The organism is Stutzerimonas kirkiae, assembly GCF_004327335.1.
Taxonomy (GTDB): domain Bacteria; phylum Pseudomonadota; class Gammaproteobacteria; order Pseudomonadales; family Pseudomonadaceae; genus Stutzerimonas; species Stutzerimonas kirkiae.
The window spans coordinates 1-23,334 of sequence record NZ_QJUO01000043.1; the positions used below are offsets into that span (position 1 = coordinate 1).

34 protein-coding genes are annotated in these 23,334 nt (G+C 59.1%); 1 reads left to right on the plus strand and 33 read right to left on the minus strand.

The features are described from left to right. Nucleotides 1–695: 4'-phosphopantetheinyl transferase family protein (locus DNJ95_RS17485; protein ID WP_338069650.1), on the plus strand; the 695-nt coding region annotated here is incomplete at its 5' end. A gap of 133 nt (nucleotides 696–828) precedes the next feature. Here the strand turns inward: DNJ95_RS17485 and rplQ are convergent. From rplQ to rpoC, 33 genes are all read right to left on the minus strand, one after another. After that, on the minus strand, nucleotides 829–1,215 hold the full coding sequence (gene rplQ / locus DNJ95_RS17490; RefSeq protein WP_131186014.1) for a 50S ribosomal protein L17: 387 nt from the start codon (nucleotides 1,213–1,215) through the stop codon (nucleotides 829–831). A 44-nt stretch (nucleotides 1,216–1,259) separates the two neighbouring features. Next, the gene (locus tag DNJ95_RS17495) at nucleotides 1,260–2,261 is read right to left on the minus strand and encodes a DNA-directed RNA polymerase subunit alpha (RefSeq protein ID WP_131186015.1); all 1,002 of its coding nucleotides are present in this window, start codon (nucleotides 2,259–2,261) and stop codon (nucleotides 1,260–1,262) included. Nucleotides 2,262–2,283: 22 nt separating this feature from the next. Beyond that, complete coding sequence (gene rpsD / locus DNJ95_RS17500) at nucleotides 2,284–2,904, minus strand: 30S ribosomal protein S4 (protein ID WP_131186016.1); 621 nt, start codon at nucleotides 2,902–2,904, stop codon at nucleotides 2,284–2,286. Between the two features lie 17 nt (nucleotides 2,905–2,921). Further along, entirely contained in the window at nucleotides 2,922–3,311 is a 390-nt protein-coding gene (gene rpsK / locus DNJ95_RS17505) for a 30S ribosomal protein S11 (protein ID WP_003093689.1), read from the minus strand. Between the two features lie 18 nt (nucleotides 3,312–3,329). After that, the gene (gene rpsM, locus DNJ95_RS17510; protein WP_131186017.1) at nucleotides 3,330–3,686 is read right to left on the minus strand and encodes a 30S ribosomal protein S13; all 357 of its coding nucleotides are present in this window, start codon (nucleotides 3,684–3,686) and stop codon (nucleotides 3,330–3,332) included. A gap of 130 nt (nucleotides 3,687–3,816) precedes the next feature. Next, entirely contained in the window at nucleotides 3,817–3,933 is a 117-nt protein-coding gene (gene rpmJ, locus DNJ95_RS17515) for a 50S ribosomal protein L36 (RefSeq protein ID WP_043217073.1), read from the minus strand. 30 nt (nucleotides 3,934–3,963) lie between these two features. Beyond that, nucleotides 3,964–5,292, minus strand: a complete 1,329-nt coding sequence (secY, locus tag DNJ95_RS17520; RefSeq protein WP_131186018.1) for a preprotein translocase subunit SecY — start codon at nucleotides 5,290–5,292, stop codon at nucleotides 3,964–3,966. After that, nucleotides 5,293–5,727: a 50S ribosomal protein L15 gene (rplO, locus tag DNJ95_RS17525; protein WP_131186019.1), complete on the minus strand. Its 435-nt coding sequence runs from the start codon at nucleotides 5,725–5,727 to the stop codon at nucleotides 5,293–5,295. It lies immediately after the preceding gene. A 3-nt stretch (nucleotides 5,728–5,730) separates the two neighbouring features. After that, nucleotides 5,731–5,913 carry a 50S ribosomal protein L30 gene (gene rpmD / locus DNJ95_RS17530; RefSeq protein WP_084339561.1) on the minus strand — a complete coding sequence of 61 codons (183 nt, stop codon included), beginning with the start codon at nucleotides 5,911–5,913 and terminating at the stop codon, nucleotides 5,731–5,733. A gap of 2 nt (nucleotides 5,914–5,915) precedes the next feature. Next, on the minus strand, nucleotides 5,916–6,416 hold the full coding sequence (rpsE, locus tag DNJ95_RS17535) for a 30S ribosomal protein S5 (protein ID WP_131186020.1): 501 nt from the start codon (nucleotides 6,414–6,416) through the stop codon (nucleotides 5,916–5,918). A gap of 3 nt (nucleotides 6,417–6,419) precedes the next feature. After that, nucleotides 6,420–6,770: a 50S ribosomal protein L18 gene (gene rplR, locus DNJ95_RS17540; RefSeq protein WP_131186021.1), complete on the minus strand. Its 351-nt coding sequence runs from the start codon at nucleotides 6,768–6,770 to the stop codon at nucleotides 6,420–6,422. Nucleotides 6,771–6,781: 11 nt separating this feature from the next. Further along, nucleotides 6,782–7,315, minus strand: a complete 534-nt coding sequence (rplF, locus tag DNJ95_RS17545) for a 50S ribosomal protein L6 (RefSeq protein ID WP_131186022.1) — start codon at nucleotides 7,313–7,315, stop codon at nucleotides 6,782–6,784. A gap of 12 nt (nucleotides 7,316–7,327) precedes the next feature. After that, nucleotides 7,328–7,720, minus strand: coding sequence for a 30S ribosomal protein S8 (rpsH, locus tag DNJ95_RS17550; protein ID WP_131186023.1), 393 nt, complete (start codon nucleotides 7,718–7,720; stop codon nucleotides 7,328–7,330). A 184-nt stretch (nucleotides 7,721–7,904) separates the two neighbouring features. After that, nucleotides 7,905–8,210, minus strand: coding sequence for a 30S ribosomal protein S14 (gene rpsN, locus DNJ95_RS17555; protein ID WP_131186024.1), 306 nt, complete (start codon nucleotides 8,208–8,210; stop codon nucleotides 7,905–7,907). A 13-nt stretch (nucleotides 8,211–8,223) separates the two neighbouring features. Next, nucleotides 8,224–8,763, minus strand: coding sequence for a 50S ribosomal protein L5 (rplE, locus tag DNJ95_RS17560; RefSeq protein WP_131186025.1), 540 nt, complete (start codon nucleotides 8,761–8,763; stop codon nucleotides 8,224–8,226). 19 nt (nucleotides 8,764–8,782) lie between these two features. Continuing rightward, nucleotides 8,783–9,097, minus strand: coding sequence for a 50S ribosomal protein L24 (rplX, locus tag DNJ95_RS17565; protein WP_131186026.1), 315 nt, complete (start codon nucleotides 9,095–9,097; stop codon nucleotides 8,783–8,785). 11 nt (nucleotides 9,098–9,108) lie between these two features. Beyond that, a complete protein-coding gene (gene rplN, locus DNJ95_RS17570) occupies nucleotides 9,109–9,477 on the minus strand; it encodes a 50S ribosomal protein L14 (RefSeq protein ID WP_003281831.1) in 369 nt (122 codons plus the stop codon). A 23-nt stretch (nucleotides 9,478–9,500) separates the two neighbouring features. Next, nucleotides 9,501–9,767, minus strand: coding sequence for a 30S ribosomal protein S17 (gene rpsQ / locus DNJ95_RS17575; protein WP_131186027.1), 267 nt, complete (start codon nucleotides 9,765–9,767; stop codon nucleotides 9,501–9,503). A gap of 2 nt (nucleotides 9,768–9,769) precedes the next feature. Then, nucleotides 9,770–9,961, minus strand: a complete 192-nt coding sequence (gene rpmC, locus DNJ95_RS17580) for a 50S ribosomal protein L29 (RefSeq protein ID WP_131186028.1) — start codon at nucleotides 9,959–9,961, stop codon at nucleotides 9,770–9,772. Beyond that, the gene (rplP, locus tag DNJ95_RS17585; protein WP_028238758.1) at nucleotides 9,961–10,374 is read right to left on the minus strand and encodes a 50S ribosomal protein L16; all 414 of its coding nucleotides are present in this window, start codon (nucleotides 10,372–10,374) and stop codon (nucleotides 9,961–9,963) included. Before rplP ends, rpmC begins: the two co-directional genes overlap by 1 nt. A 12-nt stretch (nucleotides 10,375–10,386) precedes the next feature. Further along, nucleotides 10,387–11,073 (minus strand): 30S ribosomal protein S3, encoded by a 687-nt coding sequence (rpsC, locus tag DNJ95_RS17590; RefSeq protein ID WP_131186029.1) that lies wholly within the window; start codon nucleotides 11,071–11,073, stop codon nucleotides 10,387–10,389. Between the two features lie 13 nt (nucleotides 11,074–11,086). After that, complete coding sequence (rplV, locus tag DNJ95_RS17595; protein WP_003304070.1) at nucleotides 11,087–11,419, minus strand: 50S ribosomal protein L22; 333 nt, start codon at nucleotides 11,417–11,419, stop codon at nucleotides 11,087–11,089. Between the two features lie 13 nt (nucleotides 11,420–11,432). After that, nucleotides 11,433–11,708: a 30S ribosomal protein S19 gene (rpsS, locus tag DNJ95_RS17600; protein WP_131186030.1), complete on the minus strand. Its 276-nt coding sequence runs from the start codon at nucleotides 11,706–11,708 to the stop codon at nucleotides 11,433–11,435. 16 nt (nucleotides 11,709–11,724) lie between these two features. Further along, the gene (rplB, locus tag DNJ95_RS17605) at nucleotides 11,725–12,546 is read right to left on the minus strand and encodes a 50S ribosomal protein L2 (protein WP_131186031.1); all 822 of its coding nucleotides are present in this window, start codon (nucleotides 12,544–12,546) and stop codon (nucleotides 11,725–11,727) included. A gap of 14 nt (nucleotides 12,547–12,560) precedes the next feature. Continuing rightward, complete coding sequence (gene rplW / locus DNJ95_RS17610) at nucleotides 12,561–12,860, minus strand: 50S ribosomal protein L23 (protein WP_131186032.1); 300 nt, start codon at nucleotides 12,858–12,860, stop codon at nucleotides 12,561–12,563. Then, nucleotides 12,857–13,459, minus strand: a complete 603-nt coding sequence (rplD, locus tag DNJ95_RS17615) for a 50S ribosomal protein L4 (RefSeq protein ID WP_131186033.1) — start codon at nucleotides 13,457–13,459, stop codon at nucleotides 12,857–12,859. Before rplD ends, rplW begins: the two co-directional genes overlap by 4 nt. 12 nt (nucleotides 13,460–13,471) lie before the next feature. Next, nucleotides 13,472–14,107, minus strand: coding sequence for a 50S ribosomal protein L3 (gene rplC, locus DNJ95_RS17620; protein ID WP_131186034.1), 636 nt, complete (start codon nucleotides 14,105–14,107; stop codon nucleotides 13,472–13,474). Between the two features lie 80 nt (nucleotides 14,108–14,187). Then, nucleotides 14,188–14,499, minus strand: a complete 312-nt coding sequence (gene rpsJ, locus DNJ95_RS17625) for a 30S ribosomal protein S10 (protein WP_003103876.1) — start codon at nucleotides 14,497–14,499, stop codon at nucleotides 14,188–14,190. A 151-nt stretch (nucleotides 14,500–14,650) separates the two neighbouring features. Further along, nucleotides 14,651–15,844: an elongation factor Tu gene (tuf, locus tag DNJ95_RS17630; protein WP_131186035.1), complete on the minus strand. Its 1,194-nt coding sequence runs from the start codon at nucleotides 15,842–15,844 to the stop codon at nucleotides 14,651–14,653. A 30-nt stretch (nucleotides 15,845–15,874) separates the two neighbouring features. Then, nucleotides 15,875–17,980 carry an elongation factor G gene (fusA, locus tag DNJ95_RS17635; protein ID WP_131186036.1) on the minus strand — a complete coding sequence of 702 codons (2,106 nt, stop codon included), beginning with the start codon at nucleotides 17,978–17,980 and terminating at the stop codon, nucleotides 15,875–15,877. A 30-nt stretch (nucleotides 17,981–18,010) separates the two neighbouring features. Next, a complete protein-coding gene (gene rpsG, locus DNJ95_RS17640; protein WP_012699299.1) occupies nucleotides 18,011–18,481 on the minus strand; it encodes a 30S ribosomal protein S7 in 471 nt (156 codons plus the stop codon). Between the two features lie 95 nt (nucleotides 18,482–18,576). Further along, a complete protein-coding gene (gene rpsL, locus DNJ95_RS17645) occupies nucleotides 18,577–18,948 on the minus strand; it encodes a 30S ribosomal protein S12 (protein WP_003291416.1) in 372 nt (123 codons plus the stop codon). A gap of 139 nt (nucleotides 18,949–19,087) precedes the next feature. Beyond that, nucleotides 19,088–23,287: a DNA-directed RNA polymerase subunit beta' gene (gene rpoC / locus DNJ95_RS17650; RefSeq protein ID WP_131186037.1), complete on the minus strand. Its 4,200-nt coding sequence runs from the start codon at nucleotides 23,285–23,287 to the stop codon at nucleotides 19,088–19,090. Nucleotides 23,288–23,334 lie beyond the last annotated feature (47 nt).

The window sequence follows — 23,334 nt, forward strand, 5'->3', positions numbered from 1 at the left end:
AGCCACCCTTCTGCAGCCCGCTGCAGGCACACTGGCCCCTGCCCCAGCCCCTGCCAGGCATCAGCCTGGTCAGCACAGGATTCGACGCCGAACGCCTGCGGGAGGATGACTTCAATGATTTCGGGCTTGCCCTGCCCACAGGGGTTCGCAAACGCCAGGCAGAGTTCCTCGCCGGCCGCCTCTGCGCCTTCGCCGCCTTGCAATACGCCACCGGCCACGGGCATGTGCTGCCCTCCAGCGAGAATCGCGCCCCCTGCTGGCCATCCAGGACCGTCGGCTCGATCACCCACAGCCACGGCTGGGCCGCCGCGGTCGCGGCCCAGGCAGCGGACTGGCGCTCCCTGGGCATAGATGCCGAACCCTGCATGAACCCTGAGCGGGCCGAACGTCTCGCCCGGCAGATTCTCACAGCGGACGAACAGGCGGCCTGCCAGGGGCTATCGCCAGAAGCCTATGCCCGTCACCTGACCCTGGCGTTCTCCTTCAAGGAGAGCCTGTTCAAGGCCCTCAACCCCCTGGTCGGACAATATTTCCACTTCCAGGATGCCGAACTGCACGAGGTATCGGAGGACGGGCATGCCAGACTGCGACTGCTACGCGAACTCGCACCGGACTGGCCGCGAGGCAGCGAACTCCCGGGACAGTTCAGCATAGGTGAAGAGCGCATCCTGACACTGGTCAGCGTCCCCACCTGAGCAGGACTGCCCCAGAACCATCACGGCACCACAATAAGCAGAGCCATCCCGCCACCAGGAAATGGCAGGCCTGGAAAGCAAGTAATAAAAAACCGGGCACATGGCCCGGTTTTTCGGAGAGACCCGCGAAGGATCACTCGGCGGCTTCGACCTCACCGGTGACCGGGCGGTCAACCAGCTCGACGTAGGCCATGGGTGCATTGTCCCCAGCGCGGAAGCCCGCCTTGAGGATGCGCAGGTAACCGCCCTGACGGGTGGCGTAGCGCTTGCCCAGGTCGTTGAACAGCTTGCCGACAGCCGCTTTGGAACGGGTGCGGTCGAACGCCAGGCGGCGATTGGCGATGCTGTCTTCCTTGGCCAGGGTGATCAGCGGCTCGGCAACGCGACGCAGTTCCTTGGCTTTCGGCAGGGTGGTCTTGATCAGTTCGTGCTCGAACAGCGACACCGCCATGTTCTGGAACATGGCCTTGCGGTGGGCGCTGGTGCGGCTCAGATGACGGCCACTTTTACGATGACGCATGATTGAAATTCCTTACCAAACCATAGTTCGGTGACTAGGGGACATCAGGCAGTGGCCTTATCGTCCTTCTTGAGACTTGCCGGCGGCCAGTTATCCAGGCGCATTCCGAGGGACAAACCGCGAGAAGCCAGAACGTCCTTGATTTCAGTCAGGGACTTCTTGCCCAGGTTCGGCGTTTTCAACAATTCCACTTCGGTGCGCTGGATCAGGTCACCGATGTAGTAGATGTTCTCTGCCTTCAGGCAGTTGGCCGAACGTACGGTCAGCTCCAGGTCATCGACCGGGCGCAGCAGAATCGGATCGATCTCGTCTTCCTGCTCGACCACAACCGGCTCGCTGTCGCCCTTCAGGTCGACGAACGCAGCCAGTTGCTGCTGCAGGATGGTAGCGGCACGACGGATGGCCTCTTCAGGGTCCAGTGTACCGTTGGTTTCCAGATCGATGATCAGCTTGTCCAGGTTGGTGCGCTGCTCGACACGAGCGTTCTCGACAACATAAGCGACACGGCGAACCGGGCTGAAGGTGGCGTCGAGCTGGAGACGACCGATACTACGGGTCTCGTCTTCCTCGTTCTGACGTGCATCAGCAGGCTCGTAACCGCGGCCGCGAGCGACCTTGAGCTTCATGTTGAGCGAACCATTGGCCGCCAGATTGGCGATCAGGTGATCGCTATTGACGATTTCGACATCGTGATCCAGCTGGATATCGGCAGCGGTAACAGCGCCCGCGCCCTTCTTCACCAGGCTCAAGGTCACTTCATCACGGCCGTGCAGCTTGATGGCGATACCTTTGAGGTTGAGCAGGATTTCGATCACGTCTTCCTGCACGCCCTCGATGGCGCTGTACTCGTGGAGCACGCCGTCGATCTCCGCCTCGACTACAGCGCAGCCAGGCATGGAGGACAACAGAATACGACGCAGCGCGTTGCCCAGGGTGTGGCCAAAACCACGCTCGAGAGGCTCGAGCGTGATCTTGGCACGGGTCGGACTGACCACCTGCACATCGATATGGCGGGGGGTCAGGAACTCATTTACCGAACTCTGCATGGATACACCTATTTTCTAGCCCTTACTTGGAGTAGAGCTCGACAATCAGGTTTTCGTTGATGTCGGCGGACAGATCACTGCGAGCCGGAACATTCTTGAAAACACCGGATTTCTTGTCGACGTCCACTTCGACCCATTCGACGCGACCGCGCTGAGCGCACAGATCGAGGGCCTGGGCAATGCGCAGCTGATTGCGGCTCTTCTCGCGAATGGCGATGACATCACCGGCCTTGACCTGATAGGAAGGCACGTTGACGGTCTGGCCGTTCACGCTGATCGCTTTATGGGAAACCAACTGACGCGACTCGGCACGAGTGGCGCCGAAGCCCATGCGATAAACGACGTTGTCGAGACGGCACTCCAGCAGTTGCAGGAGGTTCTCGCCGGTCGCGCCCTTACGGCTCGCAGCCAGCTTGTAGTAACCGCTGAACTGACGCTCCAGGACGCCGTAGATACGACGAACCTTTTGCTTCTCGCGCAGTTGGGTACCGTAGTCCGACAGACGACCGCGGCGCTGGCCGTGGACACCTGGAGGAGTCTCGATGTTGCACTTGGATTCGAGCGCGCGCGCACCGCTCTTCAGGAAGAGATCAGTGCCTTCACGACGGGACAGTTTGCATTTGGGACCAATATAACGAGCCATTTCTCACTGTCTCCTGATTACACGCGGCGCTTCTTCGGCGGACGGCACCCGTTGTGCGGGATGGGCGTCACGTCGGTGATGCTGGCGATTTTGTAGCCACATGCATTCAATGCACGCACGGCGGATTCACGACCCGGGCCAGGACCCTTGACGTTGACGTCGAGGTTCTTCAGACCGTATTCCAGAGCAGCCTGGCCGGCACGCTCGGCAGCGACCTGAGCGGCGAACGGAGTGCTCTTGCGCGAGCCGCGGAACCCTGAACCACCCGAGGTAGCCCAGGACAATGCATTGCCCTGACGGTCGGTGATGGTCACGATGGTGTTGTTGAAAGACGCGTGGATATGGGCGATCCCATCGACCACTGTCTTTTTGACTTTCTTACGAGGACGAGCAGCAGGTTTTGCCATGATCAGATTCCCGAGCTATTACTTGCGGATCGGCTTACGCGGGCCCTTGCGGGTACGCGCGTTGGTCTTGGTACGCTGTCCGCGAACCGGCAGACCACGACGATGACGCAGGCCGCGGTAGCAACCCAGGTCCATCAAGCGCTTGATCTTCATGTTGACTTCGCGACGCAGATCACCCTCGACAATGAACTTGCCGACTTCGCCACGCAGCAGTTCGACCTGCTCGTCCGAAAGATCCTTGATTTTCGCTGCCGGATTGACACCGGTAGCGGCACAGATGCTCTGTGCACGAGTGCGACCAACACCGTAGATGTAGGTCAGCGAGATAACAGTGTGCTTGTTATCCGGAATGTTTACGCCTGCAATACGGGCCATTCAGTGAAACTCCAATTGACAGCTACCTACGCCCCGGAAGCCAAGAAAAGGGCGCAAGATATTAACGCTGTAATAACAAATATTCAACCCGGCAGCGCACTAGCTGCCGGGTTTCACGCTTTACTCACAATCAGCCTTGGCGCTGCTTGTGACGCGGCTCTGCGCTGCAGATCACACGCACGACACCGTCGCGACGAATGACCTTGCAGTTACGGCACAGCTTTTTAACCGATGCACGAACTTTCATCACCAACTCCTCTAACCTTACGGATCACGTTCAGCGAAGCATTCCGCTGCCGTACCCCTTCAGGTTGGCTTTCTTCATCAGGGAATCGTACTGGTGCGATACCAGGTGGGATTGAACTTGGGACATGAAGTCCATGACAACCACAACCACGATCAGCAACGAGGTCCCGCCAAGGTAGAACGGCACATTGGCTGCGACCACAAGGAACTGGGGCAACAGACAGACGGCCGTCATGTAGAGGGCACCGAACATGGTCAAGCGGGTCAGAACGCCATCGATGTAGCGCGCCGACTGCTCGCCAGGACGAATCCCCGGGATAAAAGCACCAGACTTCTTCAGGTTCTCCGCCACGTCTTTCGGGTTGAACATCAACGCCGTATAGAAGAAGCAGAAGAAAATGATACCGGCACTGAACAACAGGATATTGAGCGGCTGCCCCGGTGCGATGGCTTGCGAAACATCCGCCAGCCAGCCCAGATTTTCGGACTGACCGAACCACTGCCCCAGGGACGCAGGGAACAACAGGATGCTGCTGGCGAAAATCGCGGGAATCACACCCGCCATGTTCACTTTCAACGGCAGATGGCTGGTCTGCGCAGCGAAGACCTTGCGGCCCTGCTGACGCTTGGCGTAGTGGACGGCGATACGCCGTTGGCCACGCTCGATGAACACCACGAAACCGATGATCGCTACCGCCAGCAATCCCACGGCCAACAGGGCAATGATATTGATATCACCCTGGCGCGCCGACTCGAAGGACTGCCCGAGGGCGCCCGGCAGGCCAGCGACGATACCCGCGAAGATCAGCATCGAGATACCGTTGCCGACACCACGCTCGGTGATCTGCTCACCCAGCCACATCATGAACATCGCACCCGCCACGAAGGTTGTGATGGCCACGAAGTAGAAGCCGAAATCATTGCTGAAGGCGACTCCCTGACCAGCCAGGCCAACCGACATGCCGACCGCCTGCACGATAGCCAGAACCAGCGTACCGTAACGCGTGTACTGGCTGATCTTGCGACGTCCGGCCTCACCCTCTTTCTTCAACTGTTCGAGTTGCGGGCTGACGGCAGTCATGAGCTGCATGATGATCGATGCCGAAATGTACGGCATGATCCCCAGTGCAAAGATACTCATGCGCTCCAGCGCGCCACCGGAAAACATGTTGAACAGACTAAGGATGGTCCCTTCGTTCTGACGGAACAGCTCGGCCAGCCTATCGGGGTTGATCCCCGGCACGGGAATGTGTGCGCCTATCCGATAGACGATGATCGCCATGAACAGAAAGCGCAGACGTGCCCAGAGCTCGGACAGCCCACCATTACTCAGCGCGGAGAGAGCACCTTGCTTAGCCATTTATTCCTCGAACTTGCCACCAGCTGCTTCGATAGCCGCACGCGCACCCTTGGTGGCGGCGATGCCTTTCAGAGTCACCGCACGACCAACCTCGCCCGACAGCATGACTTTCACACGCTGCACGTTCTGGTTGATGATGTCGGCGTCCTTCAGGCTCTGCAGAGTAACCACGTCACCTTCGACCTTGGCCAGCTCGGAGGTACGAACCTCGGCGCGATCCATGGCTTTCAGGGAGACGAAGCCGAACTTCGGCAGACGGCGATGCAGGGGCTGTTGACCACCCTCGAAACCGGGAGCGATCTTGCCCCCCGAACGGGAAGTCTGGCCTTTGTGACCACGGCCACCGGTCTTGCCGAGGCCGCTACCGATACCGCGCCCTGGGCGCAGCTTTTCGCGACGGGCACCCGGCGCGGAACGCAGATCGTTCAAATGCATGGATCAACCCTCCACTCGGAGAAGGTAATAGGCCTTGTTGATCATGCCGCGATTTTCAGGAGTGTCCTGAACCTCGACGGTATGACCGATACGACGCAGGCCGAGACCCTTGACGCAAGCCTTGTGATTGGCCAGGCGGCCGTTCAGGCTCTTGACCAGGGTAACTTTGACAGTTGCATTAGCCATGGTTAGAGAATCTCCTCGACGCTCTTGCCACGCTTGGCTGCGACCGACTCAGGCGACTGCATGGCTTTCAGACCCTTGAACGTGGCGTTGACCACGTTGACCGGGTTGGTCGAGCCATAACACTTGGCCAGAACGTTCTGCACGCCAGCGACTTCGAGGATGGCGCGCATGGCACCACCGGCGATCACACCCGTACCATCGGAGGCCGGCTGCATGTAGACCTTGGAAGCGCCATGGGCGGACTTCACCGGGTACTGCAGAGTGGTGCCGTTCAGATCGACCTGGATCATGTTGCGGCGAGCCGCCTCCATGGCCTTCTGGATGGCAGCCGGGACTTCACGGGACTTGCCGCGACCGAAACCTACGCGGCCCTTGCCATCACCCACCACGGTCAGCGCGGTGAAGGTGAAGATACGACCACCTTTTACTGTCTTGGCGACGCGGTTAACCTGAACCAGCTTCTCAATGTAGCCTTCGTCGCGCTTTTGCTCGTTATTTGCCATAACTTAGAACTCCAGCCCGCCTTCACGAGCAGCATCAGCCAGTGCCTTGACACGACCGTGGTACTTGAAGCCAGAACGGTCGAACGCCACCTGGGTGACGCCAGCGGCCTTGGCACGCTCGGCGACCAGTTGGCCAACCTTCTTGGCAGCGTCGATGTTGCCGGTGGCGCCATCACGCAGTTCTTTGTCCAGAGTCGAGGCACTGGCCAGGACCTTGCCGCCGTCGGCCGAAATGACCTGTGCGTAAATGTGCTGCGAAGAACGGTAGACGCTGAGACGCACGCTTTCGAGTTCGCGAATCTTCAGGCGCGCTTTGCGGGCACGACGCAGACGGATAACTTTTTTGTCGCTCATATCCTAGGCCCCTACTTCTTCTTGGCTTCTTTACGACGGACAACTTCGTCCGCGTAACGCACGCCTTTGCCTTTGTACGGCTCAGGACGACGGAAGTCGCGGATGTCGGCAGCCACCTGACCAACCAGTTGCTTGTCGATACCCTTGATCAGGATATCGGTCTGGCTTGGGGTTTCAGCAGTAACGCCCTGGGGCAGCTCATACTCCACCGGGTGGGAGAAGCCGAGAGCCAGCGACAGCACCTGACCTTTGGCCTGAGCCTTGTAACCAACACCAACCAGTTGCAGCTTGCGCTCGAAACCCTGGCTGACACCGATAACCATATTGTTCACCAGCGCCCGGGTAGTACCGGCCATGGCACGGTTCTGCTGATCGCCATTACGCGCAGCGAAACGCAGCTCGCCGGACTCCTGGGTCACTTCCACGGAGGGATGAACATTCAGTTCGAGAGCGCCCTTGGCACCCTTCACCGACAGTTGCTGGCCTGCGAGTTTGATCTCGACACCGGCCGGCAGTTTGACGGGGTTCTTAGCAACGCGAGACATGCTTATCCCCCCTTAGAACACAGTGCAGAGCACTTCGCCGCCAACACCAGCGGCACGAGCGGCACGATCAGTCATCACACCCTTATTGGTGGAAACGATCGACACGCCCAGGCCGCCGCGAACTTTCGGCAACTGATCGACGGACTTGTACTGGCGAAGGCCAGGACGGCTTACACGCTTGAGCTCCTCGATGACCGGACGGCCTTCGAAGTATTTCAGCTCGATGGACAACTGCGGCTTTGCGTCGCCACTGACTTCGTATCCCGCGATGTAGCCTTCACCTTGAAGAACGTTGGCAACAGCCACCTTCAACTTGGAAGACGGCATGCTTACGACGGACTTTTCGGCCATCTGGGCATTACGGATACGAGTTAGCATGTCCGCTAACGGGTCCTGCATACTCATGGGCTCTTGGCTCCTAAATCAAAAAAATAAGCCGCTGAACGGCTTCTGTCGCCCACCAGCGACCCGCAATAAAATGCGAATGTCGGGCGAGCCGGGCATTCTAGAAGAATGTCATAAACGAATCAAGCCCCATGAGGGGCTTGATTCGAATGAGAGCCAGACCTCGATGAGGCCTGGACCGTCATTACCAGCTGGCTTTCACCAGGCCCGGTACGTCGCCACGCATTGCCGCTTCACGCAGCTTGGTGCGCGCAAGACCGAACTTGCGATACACACCATGCGGACGACCGGTCAGGCGGCAGCGATTGCGCAGGCGCGAAGCGCTTGCATCACGCGGCTGCTTCTGCAGGGCTACCTGGGCTTCCCAACGCTCTTCCGGACTGCTGTTCGGATTGACGATGGTGGCTTTCAGGGCAGCACGCTTCTGAGCATATTTGGCAACCGTCTGCTGACGCTTCAGCTCGCGGTTCTTCATGCTTTGTTTGGCCATTTGCCTACTCCGATCAGTTGCGGAACGGGAAGTTGAAAGCACGCAGCAGGGCGCGACCTTCATCATCCGTACGGGCAGTGGTAGTCAGGGTGATGTCCAGACCACGCAGGGCATCGATCTTGTCGTAATCGATTTCCGGGAAGATGATCTGCTCTTTCACGCCCATGCTGTAGTTGCCGCGGCCATCGAAGGACTTGGCATTCAGGCCGCGGAAGTCGCGGACACGAGGCAGGGAGATCGACAGCAGACGATCCAGGAACTCATACATGCGATCGCTACGCAGAGTGACCTTGACACCGATCGGCCAGCCTTCGCGAACCTTGAAGCCCGCAATCGACTTGCGCGCGTGGGTCACGACGACCTTCTGACCAGTGATCTTCTCGAGATCGGCAACGGCGTTCTCGATGATCTTCTTGTCACCGATCGCTTCGCCAAGCCCCATGTTGAGGGTGATTTTGGTGATACGGGGGACTTCCATCACGTTCGCAAGCTTCAGTTCTTCCTTCAGCTTGGGCGCGATTTCTTTCCGGTAAATCTCTTTTAGTCGTGCCATGGTTATCTACCTAGCAGCCTCAAGCATCGACCGGTTTCTGGGTCGACTTGAAGACACGAATTTTCTTGCCGTCTTCTACCTTGAAGCCAACACGATCTGCCTTGTTGGTTTCACCGTTGAAAATGGCAACGTTGGAGGCGTGCAACGGCGCCTCTTTCTCGACGATACCGCCTTGAACGCCCGACATCGGGTTCGGCTTGGTATGGCGCTTGACCAGGTTGACACCACCGACGACCAGACGGTCGTCAGCGAGAACCCGCAGCACCTTGCCACGCTTGCCCTTGTCCTTGCCGGCGATGACGATGATCTCGTCGTTGCGACGAATCTTTTGCATGCGACGACTCCTTACAGCACTTCTGGGGCGAGCGAGACGATTTTCATGAACTTCTCGGTACGAAGCTCACGCGTCACCGGCCCGAAGATACGGGTGCCAATCGGCTCCTGCTTGTTGTTCAGCAGAACAGCAGCATTGCCGTCGAAGCGGATGATGGAACCATCGGGACGACGAACACCGTGACGGGTACGGACTACCACAGCAGTCATTACCTGGCCTTTCTTGACCTTGCCACGAGGAATCGCTTCCTTGACGGTAACCTTGATGATGTCACCGATGCCGGCATAACGACGGTGGGAACCGCCCAGCACCTTGATGCACATGACGCGACGAGCACCACTGTTGTCGGCGACATCGAGCATGGATTGAGTCTGAATCATATAATTTCTCCGACCCCTAGCCCTTAGACTTCGACTGCGCGTTCAAGGACTTCAACCAGTGCCCAGGTCTTGGTCTTGGCCAGCGGACGGGTTTCACGGATGGAAACCTTGTCGCCGATCTTGCACTGGTTGGTCTCGTCATGAGCGTGCAGCTTGGTCGAACGCTTCACATATTTACCGTAGATCGGGTGCTTGACGCGACGCTCGATCAGAACGGTGATGGTCTTGTCCATTTTGTCGCTGACAACACGACCGGTCAGCGTACGGACGGTTTTCTGAGCTTCAGCCATGATCACTTACCTGCCTGCTGGTTGAGCACAGTCTTGACACGAGCGATATCGCGCTTGACTTGCGAGAGCAGGTGAGACTGCCCCAACTGGCCAGTTGCCTTCTGCATACGCAGATTGAACTGGTCGCGCAGCAACTCGAGCAATTGCTCGTTCAGCTGCTGAACGGATTTTTCACGAAGTTCTTTCGCACTCATCACATCACCGTCCGCTTAACAAAGGAGGTGGCGAGCGGCAGCTTTGCAGCAGCCAGGGCAAAAGCCTCGCGCGCCAGCTCTTCGGAAACACCCTCGATCTCGTAGAGCACCTTGCCCGGTTGAATCTGGGCTACCCAGTACTCGACGTTACCCTTACCTTTACCCATCCGGACTTCCAGAGGCTTCTTGGTGACAGGCTTGTCGGGGAATACGCGAATCCAGATCTTGCCGCCACGTTTCACGTGACGAGTAAGAGCACGACGCGCGGCTTCGATCTGACGTGCAGTCAGGCGACCACGGGAAACCGACTTCAGCGCGAACTCGCCGAAGCTGACCTTGCTACCGCGCTGAGCCAGACCACGGTTGTGGCCAGTCATCTGCTTGCGGAATTTTGTACGCTTTGGTTGCAACATGTGGCGTACTCCTTACTTGGCAGCTTTCTTACGAGGAGCAGGCGCTTGCGGCTTGAGCTCTTCATGCTGGCCACCGATGACCTCGCCCTTGAAGATCCACACCTTGACGCCGATCACACCATAGGTGGTGTGTGCTTCGTAAGTGTTGTAATCGATATCGGCACGCAGGGTGTGCAGCGGCACACGCCCTTCGCGATACCACTCGGTACGGGCGATCTCCGCCCCACCCAGACGACCACTGACCTGGATCTTGATGCCCTTGGCACCAATGCGCATGGCGTTCTGTACAGCGCGTTTCATCGCGCGACGGAACATCACACGGCGCTCCAGCTGCTGAGCAACGCTCTGTGCAACCAGCATTGCATCGAGTTCCGGCTTGCGGATCTCTTCGATGTTGATGTGCACCGGCACACCCATTTGCTTGGTCAGGTCCTGGCGCAGCTTCTCGACATCCTCACCTTTCTTGCCGATAACGATACCGGGGCGAGCGGTGTGGATGGTGATGCGTGCGGTTTGCGCCGGGCGAGCAATGTCGATCCGGCTTACGGACGCGCTTTTTAATTTGTCTTGGAGGTACGCACGCACATTCAGATCTGCAAGCAGATAATCGGCGTAGTTACGACCGTCTGCGTACCAGACGGAGGTGTGCTCCTTGACGATTCCCAGGCGAATGCCAGTGGGATGTACTTTCTGACCCATCTGATCGACTCCGTTACTTGTCCGCAACCTTGACAGTGATATGGCAAGACCGCTTGACGATGCGATCAGCACGGCCTTTGGCACGTGGCATGATGCGCTTAAGCGAACGCCCCTCGTTGACGAAGACAGTAGAGACTTTCAGGTCATCCACATCAGCGCCTTCGTTGTGCTCGGCGTTGGCAACGGCCGACTCCAGCACTTTTTTCATGATCTCGGCGGCTTTCTTACTGCTGAAAGCCAGGAGGTTGAGCGCGTCGCCCACCTTCTTCCCGCGGATCTGGTCGGCGACCAGGCGGGCTTTCTGGGCGGAGATGCGAGCGCCCGACAACTTAGCGGCTACTTCCATCTTTCCTTACCCCTTAGCGCTTGCCTTTCTTGTCCGCTACGTGCCCGCGATAGGTGCGGGTAGCAGCGAACTCGCCGAGCTTGTGGCCGACCATGTCTTCGTTCACGAGAACCGGGACATGTTGGCGACCGTTGTGCACAGCGATGGTCAGACCGACCATTTGCGGCAGAATCATCGAGCGGCGAGACCAGGTTTTAACCGGCTTGCGATCGCCCTTCTCCACCGCCACCTCGACCTTCTTCAATAGGTGAAGATCGATAAAAGGACCTTTTTTCAGAGAACGCGGCACTGTCGTATCCCTCTAATTACTTGCGACGACGGACAATCATGTTATCGGTGCGCTTGTTCGACCGGGTCTTCGCACCCTTGGTCGGGAAGCCCCACGGCGACACCGGATGACGACCGCCCGAGGTACGACCTTCACCACCACCATGGGGGTGATCGACCGGGTTCATCGCCACACCGCGAACGGTCGGGCGAACACCACGCCAGCGCTTGGCGCCAGCCTTACCCAGGGAGCGCAGGCTATGCTCGGAGTTCGAGACTTCGCCCAGAGTTGCACGGCACTCGGCCAGCACTTTGCGCATTTCGCCGGAACGCAGACGCAGCGTCACATAGGCACCTTCACGAGCGACCAACTGAGCCGAGGCACCAGCAGAGCGAGCGATCTGGGCACCCTTGCCCGGCTTGAGCTCGATACCGTGAACAGTGGAACCCAGCGGAATGTTGCGCAGCGGCAGGCTGTTGCCAGCCTTGATCGGAGCGTTGACACCGGACACCAGCTGATCGCCGGCGCTCACGCCTTTCGGCGCGATGATGTAGCGACGCTCACCGTCCGCGTACTTCAGCAGAGCGATGTGTGCAGTACGGTTCGGATCGTATTCGACACGCTCGACGATGGCGGGAATGCCATCCTTGTTGCGGCGAAAATCGACCAGACGGTAGTGCTGCTTGTGACCACCGCCGATGTGGCGAGTGGTGATACGACCGTTGTTGTTACGGCCGCCGCTTTTCGACTTCTTCTCGAGCAGCGGAGCATAGGGAGCGCCTTTGTGCAGCTCCTGACCAACCACCTTGACCACGAAGCGGCGGCCCGCGGAAGTCGGTTTGCATTTAACGATTGCCATGATGCACCCCTTCCTTACTCAGCAGTGCCGGAGAAATCGAGATCCTGGCCCGGTTGAAGAGCGATGTACGCCTTCTTCCAGTCGTTGCGCTTGCCCAGGCCGCGAGCGGTGCGCTTGGTCTTGCCCTGGACATTCAGGGTGGAGACCTTGGCTACCTTCACGTTGAACAGGCTTTCGACGGCCTTCTTGATTTCCAGCTTGGTTGCATCGGTGGCAACCTTGAAAACGAATTGGCTCTTGCTGTCAGCCAGCACGGTTGCCTTCTCGGAGACGTGCGGACCAAGCAGGACTTTGAATACGCGTTCCTGGTTCATCCCAGCAGCTCCTCGAATTTCTTCACGGCCGACACGGTGATCAGCACCTTGTCATAGGCGATCAGACTGACAGGATCCGAACCTTGCACATCACGAACATCGACGTGCGGCAGGTTGCGTGCTGCCAGGTACAGGTTCTCGTCCACGGAATCGGAAACGATCAGCACATCATTCAGGCCCAGGCCATTGAGCTTGCTGGCAAGCTCCTTGGTCTTCGGCGCTTCGACGGCGAAGTTCTCGACGACCACCAGACGATCGGAACGGACCAGCTCGGCAAGGATGGAGCGCAGAGCTGCGCGATACATCTTCTTGTTGAGCTTCTGATCATGGTTCTGCGGGCGGGCAGCGAAAGTCACACCACCGCCACGCCAGATCGGACCACGAGTGGTACCGGCACGGGCACGACCAGTGCCCTTCTGACGCCACGGGCGCTTGCCGCCACCAGCCACGTCGGAACGGGTCTTCTGCTGCTTGCTGCCCTGACGACCGCCAGCCATGTAGGCGACGACTGCCTGGTGAACCAGGGTCTCGTTGAACTCACCACCGAAGGTGTGCTCGGAGACTTCTATGGCTTGTGCGCCATTAACATTCAATTGCATCTGAACTCCCCCTTACCCGCGAGCCTTGGCAGCCGGACGCACGAGCACATCACCGCCAGTGGCGCCGGGCACAGCGCCCTTGACCAGCAGCAGATTGCGCTCTGCATCGACACGCACGATTTCCAGGGACTGAACGGTCACGCGCTCGGCGCCCATATGACCGGACATTTTCTTGCCCTTGAATACACGACCAGGAGTCTGGCATTGGCCAATGGAACCCGGGACGCGGTGGGAAACGGAGTTACCGTGGGTATTGTCCTGACCACGGAAGTTCCAGCGCTTGATGGTACCGGCAAAGCCTTTACCCTTGGACTGGCCGGTCACATCGACCAGTTGCCCTGCCTGGAAAATCTCGGCCTTGATTTCGTCACCGACTGCGTACTCGCCTTCTTCCAGGCGGAACTCGATGACGGAACGACCAGCGGCGACGTTGGCCTTGGCGAAATGCCCGGCTTGAGCCTTGCTGACGCGAGAGGCACGACGCTCACCGACAGTTACCTGCACGGCGAGATAGCCATCGCTCTCTTCGTTCTTGAACTGAGTGACGCGATTCGGTTCGACCTCGATGACCGTAACCGGAATAGAGACACCTTCTTCGGTGAAAATGCGGGTCATGCCGCACTTACGACCGACTACACCAATAGTCATTTTGAAACCTCTTATGTGTACGGGGCTTTCACCCGCTATGGCCGCCCATTTCAGAGCGTTACACGACTAAAACCGGAGTTTTAGCCGAGGCTGATCTGCACTTCCACACCAGCCGCAAGATCGAGCTTCATCAACGCATCGACGGTTTTATCCGTCGGCTGAACGATGTCCAGCACACGCTTGTGAGTACGGATTTCATACTGATCGCGCGCGTCTTTGTTGACGTGCGGGGAGATCAGCACCGTGAATCGCTCTTTGCGAGTTGGCAGCGGAATCGGACCACGCACCTGAGCACCAGTACGTTTCGCGGTTTCCACGATTTCCTGGGTTGATTGATCGATCAGGCGATGGTCAAAAGCCTTCAACCGAATACGGATTTGTTGGTTTTGCATTTTGACCTCAGACTCCTAGTAGCCATCCCCACCAGGCGCAATACGCCGGGTAAAAGGAGGCGTAATTGTACGGATGGCCCCATGGGGTGTCAATAAATGATCAACAATAGAAAAAGGCCCCCGAAGGGGCCTTTCTCAGAGCGTCGATGAATTACTCGACGATCTTGGCGACCACGCCGGCGCCGACGGTACGACCACCTTCGCGGATAGCGAAGCGCAGGCCGTCTTCCATGGCGATCGGCTTGATCAGGGTGACAACCATCTTGATGTTGTCACCCGGCATGACCATCTCGACGCCTTCCGGCAGCTCGCACGAACCGGTCACGTCAGTGGTACGGAAGTAGAACTGCGGACGGTAGCCCTTGAAGAACGGAGTGTGACGACCACCCTCTTCCTTGGACAGAACGTACACTTCAGCTTCGAACTTGGTGTGCGGCTTGATCGTGCCCGGCTTGGCCAGAACCTGGCCACGCTCGACCTCGTCACGCTTGGTGCCACGCAGCAGGACGCCGCAGTTCTCACCAGCACGACCTTCGTCCAGCAGCTTGCGGAACATTTCCACACCGGTGCAGGTAGTCTTGGTGGTAGGACGCAGACCGACGATCTCGATCTCTTCCTGAACCTTGACGATACCGCGCTCGACACGACCGGTTACCACGGTGCCACGACCGGAGATCGAGAACACGTCTTCGATCGGCATCAGGAACGGACGGTCGATCGCACGAACCGGCTCGGGAATGTAGGTATCCAGCGTCTCGACCAGCTTCTTCACCGCGGTGGTGCCCAGCTCGTTGTCGTCTTCGCCGTTCAACGCCATCAACGCGGAACCGATGATGATCGGAGTGTCATCACCCGGGAAGTCGTAGGTGCTCAGCAGGTCGCGAACTTCCATCTCGACCAGCTCCAGCAGCTCGGCATCATCGACCATGTCGGCCTTGTTCAGGAACACGACGATGTAAGGAACGCCCACCTGGCGGGACAGCAGGATGTGCTCGCGAGTTTGCGGCATGGGGCCGTCGGCAGCCGAGCAGACCAGGATCGCGCCGTCCATCTGGGCGGCACCGGTGATCATGTTCTTCACGTAGTCGGCGTGACCCGGGCAGTCAACGTGCGCGTAGTGACGAATGTTCGAGTCGTACTCCACGTGCGCAGTGTTGATGGTGATACCGCGAGCCTTCTCTTCCGGGGCGCTGTCGATCTTGTCGAAGTCGACCTTGGCCGAGCCGAAGACTTCGGAGCAGACGCGAGTCAGTGCTGCAGTCAGGGTGGTCTTGCCATGGTCGACGTGACCAATGGTGCCAACGTTGACGTGCGGTTTGTTACGTTCGAATTTTTCTTTAGCCACGACAGTGAACCTCTTGCCTAAAGGGCTGAATCAGCCTTGTTTTTTAACCAGTGCTTCGACGATGTTCGACGGAGCTTCGGAGTATTTGGAGAATTCCATGGAATAGCTGGCGCGACCCTGGGACATGGAGCGGACGTCGGTCGCATAACCGAACATCTCTCCCAGCGGAACCTCGGCGCGGATAACTTTACCCGAAACCGAATCTTCCATCCCCTGGATCAGACCACGACGACGGTTCAGGTCACCCATCACGTCACCCATGTAGTCCTCTGGAGTCACCACTTCGACCTTCATGATCGGCTCGAGAACCACGCCACCGCCCTTCTGGGCCAGCTGCTTGGTCGCCATGGAAGCAGCGATCTTGAACGCCATCTCGTTGGAGTCGACGTCATGGTAGGAACCATCGTAGACGACTGCCTTCAGACCGAGGAGCGGATAGCCAGCGACAACGCCGTTCTTCATCTGCTCTTCGATGCCCTTCTGGATGGCCGGGATGTATTCCTTCGGAACCACACCACCTACCACTTCACTGGTAAAGACCAGCCCTTCCTCACCTTCATCGGCAGGCGAGAAGCGGATCCAGCAGTGACCGAACTGACCACGACCACCGGACTGACGAACGAACTTGCCTTCGATCTCGACGTTGGTCTTGGTGATCTTCTCGCGGTAGGAAACCTGCGGCTTGCCGATGTTGGCCTCGACACCGAACTCGCGACGCATACGGTCGACGATGATATCCAGGTGCAGCTCGCCCATGCCGGAAATGATGGTCTGGCCGGTTTCTTCGTCGGTTTTGACGCGGAAAGAAGGATCCTCCTGAGCCAGACGGCCCAGCGCGATACCCATTTTCTCCTGGTCGGCCTTGGTTTTCGGCTCGACGGCAACCGAGATGACCGGCTCCGGGAAGTCCATGCGCTCGAGGATGATCGGCTTGTCGATATCGCACAGGGTATCGCCCGTGGTGACATCCTTCATGCCAATCAACGCGGCGATATCGCCTGCGCGCACTTCCTTGATCTCTTCACGCTGGTTGGCGTGCATCTGCACCATACGACCAACACGCTCTTTCTTGCCTTTCACCGAGTTGATCACGGAGTCGCCGGAAGCCAGCACACCGGAATACACACGGGCGAAAGTCAGAGTACCCACGAAGGGGTCGGTAGCGATCTTGAACGCCAGTGCCGAGAACGGAGCCTCATCGGAGGCGACGCGCTCATCGGTCTGCTCCTCGTCATCCGGGCTTACACCCTGAATCGGAGGAATGTCGGTCGGCGCCGGCAGGTAGTCGATCACGGCATCGAGAACCAGGGGCACGCCCTTGTTCTTGAAGGAGGAACCGCAAACGGCAGGAACGATTTCACCAGCGAGGGTGCGCGCACGCAGACCCTCCTTGATTTCCTCAACGGTCAGCTCACCGCCCTCGAGGTACTTGTTCATCAGTTCTTCATTGGCTTCGGCGGCAGCCTCTACCATATTCGAGCGCCATTCTTCAGCCAGATCCTGGAGCTCGGCAGGGATCTCTTCCTCACGATAGGAAGTCCCCTTGTCCTCGTCATTCCAGTAGATCGCCTTCATCTTGACCAGGTCGACCTGGCCCTGGAAGTTCTCTTCAGAACCGATGGCCAGTTGCACCGGGACCGGAGTATGGCCCAGGCGCTTCTTGATCTGCTCGACGACACGCAGGAAGTTGGCGCCCTGGCGGTCCATCTTGTTCACGTAGACGATACGCGGAACACCGTACTTGTTGGCCTGACGCCATACGGTCTCGGACTGCGGCTCGACACCCGAAGTACCGCAGAACACCACGACGGCACCGTCCAGCACGCGCAGCGAGCGCTCTACTTCGATGGTGAAGTCGACGTGACCGGGGGTGTCGATGACGTTGACGCGATAGTTGTCGAATTGGCCACGAGAGCCTTTCCAGAAGGTGGTCACCGCCGCCGAAGTGATGGTGATACCGCGCTCCTGCTCCTGCACCATCCAGTCGGTGGTCGCGGCGCCATCATGCACCTCGCCCAGCTTGTGGTTGATACCGGTGTAGAACAGAACCCGCTCGGTCGTGGTGGTCTTGCCCGCGTCAACGTGGGCACAGATACCAATGTTCCGGTAGCGGTTGATAGGGGTAGTACGAGCCATAAAGCCCTCGCAAGTTTAGTGTCGCTGAAATCAGAAGCGGTAATGCGAGAAGGCCTTGTTGGCCTCGGCCATGCGATGCACGTCTTCACGCTTCTTGACCGCAGCGCCTTTGCCTTCGGAGGCATCCAGCAACTCGCCAGCCAGGCGCAGAGCCATGGATTTCTCGCCGCGTTTGCGCGCGGAGTCTACCAGCCAGCGCATTGCCAGCGCGTTACGACGGGACGGGCGAACCTCGACCGGAACCTGGTAAGTCGCACCACCTACGCGGCGGGACTTCACTTCGACCAGCGGAGCGATGGCGTCGAGTGCTTTTTCGAAGATTTCCAGGGGATCGCTGTTCTTGCGCGACTTGACTGTGTCCAGGGCACCGTAAACGATGCGCTCGGCCACGGCCTTCTTGCCGCTTTCCATCACGTGGTTCATGAACTTGGCGAGGATCTGGCTTCCGTACTTCGGATCATCCAGAATCTCGCGCTTGGCTGCTACACGACGTCTTGGCATTGATAAGCCCTCAAACGGTCTTCAGGTAGCTCGGGACGATAACGACAGCTACGCCCGACCTTACTCTTATCGACTCAAATAAATGGATATGTTGCTTACTTCGGACGCTTGGCGCCGTACTTGGAACGACCCTGCTTGCGATCCTTGACACCCGAGGTGTCCAGGGAGCCGCGCACGGTGTGGTAACGCACACCCGGAAGGTCCTTTACACGACCGCCACGGATCAGCACCACGCTGTGCTCTTGCAGGTTGTGGCCTTCACCGCCGATGTACGAGGCGACTTCGAAGCCATTGGTCAGGCGAACACGGCACACTTTACGCAGTGCGGAGTTCGGTTTCTTGGGCGTGGTGGTGTATACACGAGTGCACACGCCACGACGTTGCGGGCAGTTCTGCAGCGCAGGGACGTCGCTTTTCTCGACGACGCGCTTGCGCGGCTGGCGTACCAGCTGGTTGATAGTTGCCATCTACTAGCTCCACTGTTGTCTTTCGACACAAACGAAAAATGGCAGGGCAAGGCGCCCCGCCAAATTAGGGGTACGAGAGTCTAAAGAGCTTCCCGCACACCGTCAAGGCAGACGCCCGACCTTCGTCGGGCGCCCACAGTCAGCTGGCGCTGGAATTCAACGCCTCGGTCAGGGCCGCCTCGACTTCATCGGCACTTACGCGAAGCGGTTTTTCCGCATCACGGCGACGCTTGCGCTCGCTGTGATAGGCCAGGCCGGTACCAGCCGGAATCAGGCGACCGACCACCACGTTCTCTTTCAGACCGCGCAGGTAGTCGCGCTTCCCGGTAACCGCGGCCTCGGTGAGGACGCGGGTGGTTTCCTGGAAGGAAGCCGCCGAGATGAAGGACTCGGTGGACAGCGACGCCTTGGTGATACCCAGCAGGACCCGCACGTACTTGGCGACGAACTTGTCTTCTTCCGACAACTGCTCGTTCTCCTCCAGCACCTGGGTCAGCTCGACCTGATCGCCCTTGATGAAGCTGGAGTCGCCGGACTCGCTCACTTCGACCTTGCGCAACATCTGCCGCAGGATGGTCTCGATGTGCTTGTCGTTGATCTTCACGCCCTGCAGGCGGTAGACATCCTGGATCTCGTTGACGATGTAGCGGGCCAGCGCACTGACGCCCAGCAGCCGCAGGATATCGTGCGGGTTGCTCGGACCGTCGGAAATCACCTCGCCCTTGTTCACCTGCTCGCCTTCGAAGACGTTCAGGTGGCGCCATTTCGGGATCAGCTCTTCGTATGGATCGCTGCCATCGGTCGGGGTGATGACCAGACGACGCTTGCCCTTGGTTTCCTTGCCGAAGGAAATGGTGCCGCTGATTTCCGCCAGGATCGAAGGCTCTTTCGGACGACGAGCCTCGAACAGGTCGGCGACGCGCGGCAGACCACCGGTGATATCGCGGGTCTTGGAAGTTTCCTGCGGGATACGCGCAATGACGTCACCCACGTTGATTTCCGCGCCATCGGCAACACCGACCAGAGCGTTCGCCGGCAGGAAGTACTGGGCCGGTACGTCGGTACCCGGCAGCAGCAGCTCCTTGCCATTGGAATCGACCATCTTGATCGCCGGACGAATATCCTTGCCTGCGGCAGGACGATCTTTCGGGTCCATCACCTCGATGTTGGTCAGGCCGGTGAGCTCATCGGTCTGGCGCTTGATGGTGATGTTCTCCTCCATGCCGACGAAGGTCACGGTACCTTTCATCTCGGTGACGATCGGGTGGGTGTGCGGGTCCCACTTGGCGACGACCGCGCCCGCTTCCACCTTGTCGCCTTCCTTGACGGAAATGACGGCACCGTAGGGCAGCTTGTAGCGCTCGCGCTCGCGCCCGAACTCATCGGCAACGGCCAGCTCGCCGGAGCGGGATACCGCGACCAGGGCGCCGTCGGCGCGCTCGACATGCTTGAGGTTGTGCAGACGGACGATACCGCCATTCTTCACCAGCACGTTGTCGACCGCGGAAGTCCGGCTCGCCGCACCACCGATGTGGAAGGTACGCATGGTCAGCTGGGTACCCGGCTCACCGATGGACTGGGCGGCGATGACACCGACAGCCTCGCCGATGTTGACCTGATGACCGCGAGCCAGGTCGCGGCCATAGCATTTGGCGCAGATACCGTAGCGGGTTTCGCAGGTGATCGGCGAACGCACGGTCACTTCGTCGATGGTGTTCAGTTCGATGAAATCGACCCACTGCTCGTCGATCAGGGTGCCGGCCGGCACCAGGATCTCTTCGCTGCCGGGCTTGAACACATCGCGTGCGATGACACGCCCCAGGACACGCTCACCCAGCGGCTCGACCACGTCGCCACCTTCGATGTGCGGCGTCATGTGCAGGCCCTGCTCGGTGCCGCAGTCGACCTCGGTAACCACCAGGTCCTGCGCCACGTCGACCAGGCGGCGGGTCAGGTAACCGGAGTTCGCCGTTTTCAGCGCGGTATCCGCCAGGCCTTTACGCGCACCGTGGGTGGAAATGAAGTACTGCAGTACGTTCAGGCCTTCACGGAAGTTCGCGGTGATCGGCGTCTCGATGATCGAGCCGTCCGGCTTGGCCATCAGGCCACGCATACCCGCCAACTGGCGGATCTGCGCAGCGGAACCACGGGCACCGGAGTCGGCCATCATGTACATGGAGTTGAAGGAATCCTGCTCGACTTCCTTGCCCTCGCGGTCGATGACCTTCTCTTTCGAGAGGTTGGCCATCATCGCCTTGGACACTTCGTCGTTGGCTTTCGACCAGAGGTCGATCACCTTGTTGTACTTCTCGCCCTGGGTCACCAGGCCGGAGGCGTACTGCGACTCGATTTCCTTCACTTCGGCGGTGGCGGCGTCGATGATGCGGGCCTTCTCGTCCGGAATGACGAAGTCGTTGACGCCGATCGACACACCGGAAATGGTCGAATAGGCGAAACCGGTGTACATCAGCTGGTCGGCGAAGATCACGGTGTCCTTCAGGCCAACGGTGCGGTAGCACTGGTTGATCAGCTTGGAGATCGCCTTCTTCTTCATCGGCTGGTTGACCACGTCGAAGGACAGGCCATCCGGCACCACCTGGAACAGCAGCGCACGACCGACGGTGGTGTCGACGATGCGGGTGTTACGCGCGATACCGCCATCGCGGTCCTTGACCACTTCGTTGATACGCACCTTGACCCGCGCATGCAGCGAGGCCTGGCCGCCACGGAAGACCCGGTCGACTTCCTGCAGGTCGGCGAACACGCGGCCCTCGCCCTTGGCGTTGATCGCTTCGCGGGTCATGTAATACAGCCCCAGGACCACGTCCTGCGACGGCACGATGATCGGCTCGCCGTTGGCCGGCGAGAGGATGTTGTTGGTCGACATCATCAGCGCACGCGCTTCGAGCTGGGCTTCCAGCGTCAGCGGTACGTGCACGGCCATCTGGTCGCCGTCGAAGTCGGCGTTGTAGGCGGCGCAGACCAGCGGGTGCAGTTGAATGGCCTTACCTTCGATCAGCACCGGCTCGAACGCCTGGATACCCAGACGGTGCAGGGTAGGTGCACGGTTGAGCAGCACGGGATGCTCGCGGATCACCTCGGCGAGAACGTCCCATACCTCTGGCAGTTCGCGCTCGACCATTTTCTTGGCGGCCTTGATGGTGGTCGCCATGCCACGCGCTTCCAGCTTGCCGAAAATGAACGGCTTGAACAGCTCGAGCGCCATTTTCTTCGGCAGACCGCACTGGTGCAGACGCAGGGTCGGACCCACTGTAATTACCGAACGCCCGGAGTAGTCCACGCGCTTGCCGAGCAGGTTCTGACGGAAGCGGCCTTGCTTGCCTTTGATCATGTCGGCCAGGGACTTCAGCGGGCGCTTGTTCGACCCGGTGATGGCGCGACCGCGACGGCCGTTGTCCAGCAGGGCATCGACCGCTTCCTGCAGCATGCGCTTTTCGTTGCGCACGATGATGTCCGGCGCGGACAGGTCGAGCAGACGCTTCAGGCGGTTGTTACGGTTGATGACGCGGCGATACAGGTCGTTCAGGTCGGACGTGGCGAAACGACCACCGTCCAGCGGCACCAGCGGGCGCAGGTCCGGCGGCAGCACCGGCAGCACGGTCAGCACCATCCACTCGGGCAGGTTGCCCGAGCCATGGAAGGCTTCCATCAGCTTGAGGCGCTTGGACAGCTTCTTGATCTTGGTTTCCGAGTTGGTCTGCGGAATCTCTTCGCGCAGGCGGCCGATCTCGTGCTCCAGGTCGATCTCGTGCAACAGCTCGCGTACGGCCTCGGCCCCCATGCGGGCATCGAAATCGTCACCGAACTCTTCCAGCGCTTCGAAGTATTGCTCGTCGTTGAGCAACTGGCCTTTTTCCAGGGTGGTCATGCCTGGATTGATCACGACGTAGCTCTCGAAATAGAGCACGCGCTCGATATCGCGCAGGGTCATGTCCAGCAGCAAGCCGATACGCGACGGCAGCGACTTGAGGAACCAGATATGGGCGACCGGCGAGGCCAGCTCGATGTGCGCCATGCGCTCGCGACGGACCTTGGCCAGTGCGACTTCCACGCCACACTTCTCACAGATCACGCCACGGTGCTTGAGGCGCTTGTACTTGCCGCACAGGCATTCGTAGTCCTTGACCGGGCCAAAGATCTTGGCGCAGAACAGACCATCGCGCTCGGGCTTGAAGGTACGGTAGTTGATGGTTTCCGGTTTCTTGACTTCACCGAAGGACCAGGAACGGATCATCTCGGGCGAGGCCAGGGCAATCTTGATGGCATCGAACTCTTCGATTTGACCCTGGTTTTTCAGCAGATTCAGCAAGTCTTTCAAGGCCTTTCCTCCTCACGGACCTGCAATGCCCGGCGCCTGGCCGGGCA

Bases quoted from the DNA above. Each gene is read 5' to 3' on its own strand.
- rpsH (WP_131186023.1), bottom strand. From the start codon at position 7,720: ATGAGTATGCAGGACCCGTTAGCGGACATGCTAACTCGTATCCGTAAT.
- rpmD (WP_084339561.1), bottom strand. From the start codon at position 5,913: ATGGCTAATGCAACTGTCAAAGTTACCCTGGTCAAGAGCCTGAACGGC.
- rplC (WP_131186034.1), bottom strand. From the start codon at position 14,107: ATGACTATTGGTGTAGTCGGTCGTAAGTGCGGCATGACCCGCATTTTC.
- rpsM (WP_131186017.1), bottom strand. From the start codon at position 3,686: ATGGCCCGTATTGCAGGCGTAAACATTCCGGATAACAAGCACACTGTT.
- rpsC (WP_131186029.1), bottom strand. From the start codon at position 11,073: ATGGGTCAGAAAGTACATCCCACTGGCATTCGCCTGGGAATCGTCAAG.
- rplR (WP_131186021.1), bottom strand. From the start codon at position 6,770: ATGAGCGACAAAAAAGTTATCCGTCTGCGTCGTGCCCGCAAAGCGCGC.
- rplQ (WP_131186014.1), bottom strand. From the start codon at position 1,215: ATGCGTCATCGTAAAAGTGGCCGTCATCTGAGCCGCACCAGCGCCCAC.
- rpsN (WP_131186024.1), bottom strand. From the start codon at position 8,210: ATGGCCAAACAAAGCATGAAGAACCGCGAGCTGAAGCGTCAGCAGACG.
- rplN (WP_003281831.1), bottom strand. From the start codon at position 9,477: ATGATTCAGACTCAATCCATGCTCGATGTCGCCGACAACAGTGGTGCT.
- rpsG (WP_012699299.1), bottom strand. From the start codon at position 18,481: ATGCCAAGACGTCGTGTAGCAGCCAAGCGCGAGATTCTGGATGATCCG.
- rpsL (WP_003291416.1), bottom strand. From the start codon at position 18,948: ATGGCAACTATCAACCAGCTGGTACGCCAGCCGCGCAAGCGCGTCGTC.
- rplW (WP_131186032.1), bottom strand. From the start codon at position 12,860: ATGAACCAGGAACGCGTATTCAAAGTCCTGCTTGGTCCGCACGTCTCC.
- rplD (WP_131186033.1), bottom strand. From the start codon at position 13,459: ATGCAATTGAATGTTAATGGCGCACAAGCCATAGAAGTCTCCGAGCAC.
- rplV (WP_003304070.1), bottom strand. From the start codon at position 11,419: ATGGAAGTAGCCGCTAAGTTGTCGGGCGCTCGCATCTCCGCCCAGAAA.
- rplO (WP_131186019.1), bottom strand. From the start codon at position 5,727: ATGCATTTGAACGATCTGCGTTCCGCGCCGGGTGCCCGTCGCGAAAAG.
- rpsE (WP_131186020.1), bottom strand. From the start codon at position 6,416: ATGGCAAATAACGAGCAAAAGCGCGACGAAGGCTACATTGAGAAGCTG.
- rpmC (WP_131186028.1), bottom strand. From the start codon at position 9,961: ATGAGTGCGAAAGAACTTCGTGAAAAATCCGTTCAGCAGCTGAACGAG.
- rplB (WP_131186031.1), bottom strand. From the start codon at position 12,546: ATGGCAATCGTTAAATGCAAACCGACTTCCGCGGGCCGCCGCTTCGTG.
- rplP (WP_028238758.1), bottom strand. From the start codon at position 10,374: ATGTTGCAACCAAAGCGTACAAAATTCCGCAAGCAGATGACTGGCCAC.
- rpsJ (WP_003103876.1), bottom strand. From the start codon at position 14,499: ATGCAAAACCAACAAATCCGTATTCGGTTGAAGGCTTTTGACCATCGC.
- rpsK (WP_003093689.1), bottom strand. From the start codon at position 3,311: ATGGCAAAACCTGCTGCTCGTCCTCGTAAGAAAGTCAAAAAGACAGTG.
- secY (WP_131186018.1), bottom strand. From the start codon at position 5,292: ATGGCTAAGCAAGGTGCTCTCTCCGCGCTGAGTAATGGTGGGCTGTCC.
- DNJ95_RS17495 (WP_131186015.1), bottom strand. From the start codon at position 2,261: ATGCAGAGTTCGGTAAATGAGTTCCTGACCCCCCGCCATATCGATGTG.
- rplE (WP_131186025.1), bottom strand. From the start codon at position 8,763: ATGGCACGACTAAAAGAGATTTACCGGAAAGAAATCGCGCCCAAGCTG.
- rpsD (WP_131186016.1), bottom strand. From the start codon at position 2,904: ATGGCTCGTTATATTGGTCCCAAATGCAAACTGTCCCGTCGTGAAGGC.
- rpsQ (WP_131186027.1), bottom strand. From the start codon at position 9,767: ATGGCTGAAGCTCAGAAAACCGTCCGTACGCTGACCGGTCGTGTTGTC.
- rplF (WP_131186022.1), bottom strand. From the start codon at position 7,315: ATGTCTCGCGTTGCTAAGAACCCCGTCAAACTGCCGGCCGGTGTCGAG.
- rpmJ (WP_043217073.1), bottom strand. From the start codon at position 3,933: ATGAAAGTTCGTGCATCGGTTAAAAAGCTGTGCCGTAACTGCAAGGTC.
- fusA (WP_131186036.1), bottom strand. From the start codon at position 17,980: ATGGCTCGTACTACCCCTATCAACCGCTACCGGAACATTGGTATCTGT.
- rplX (WP_131186026.1), bottom strand. From the start codon at position 9,097: ATGCAAAAGATTCGTCGCAACGACGAGATCATCGTCATCGCCGGCAAG.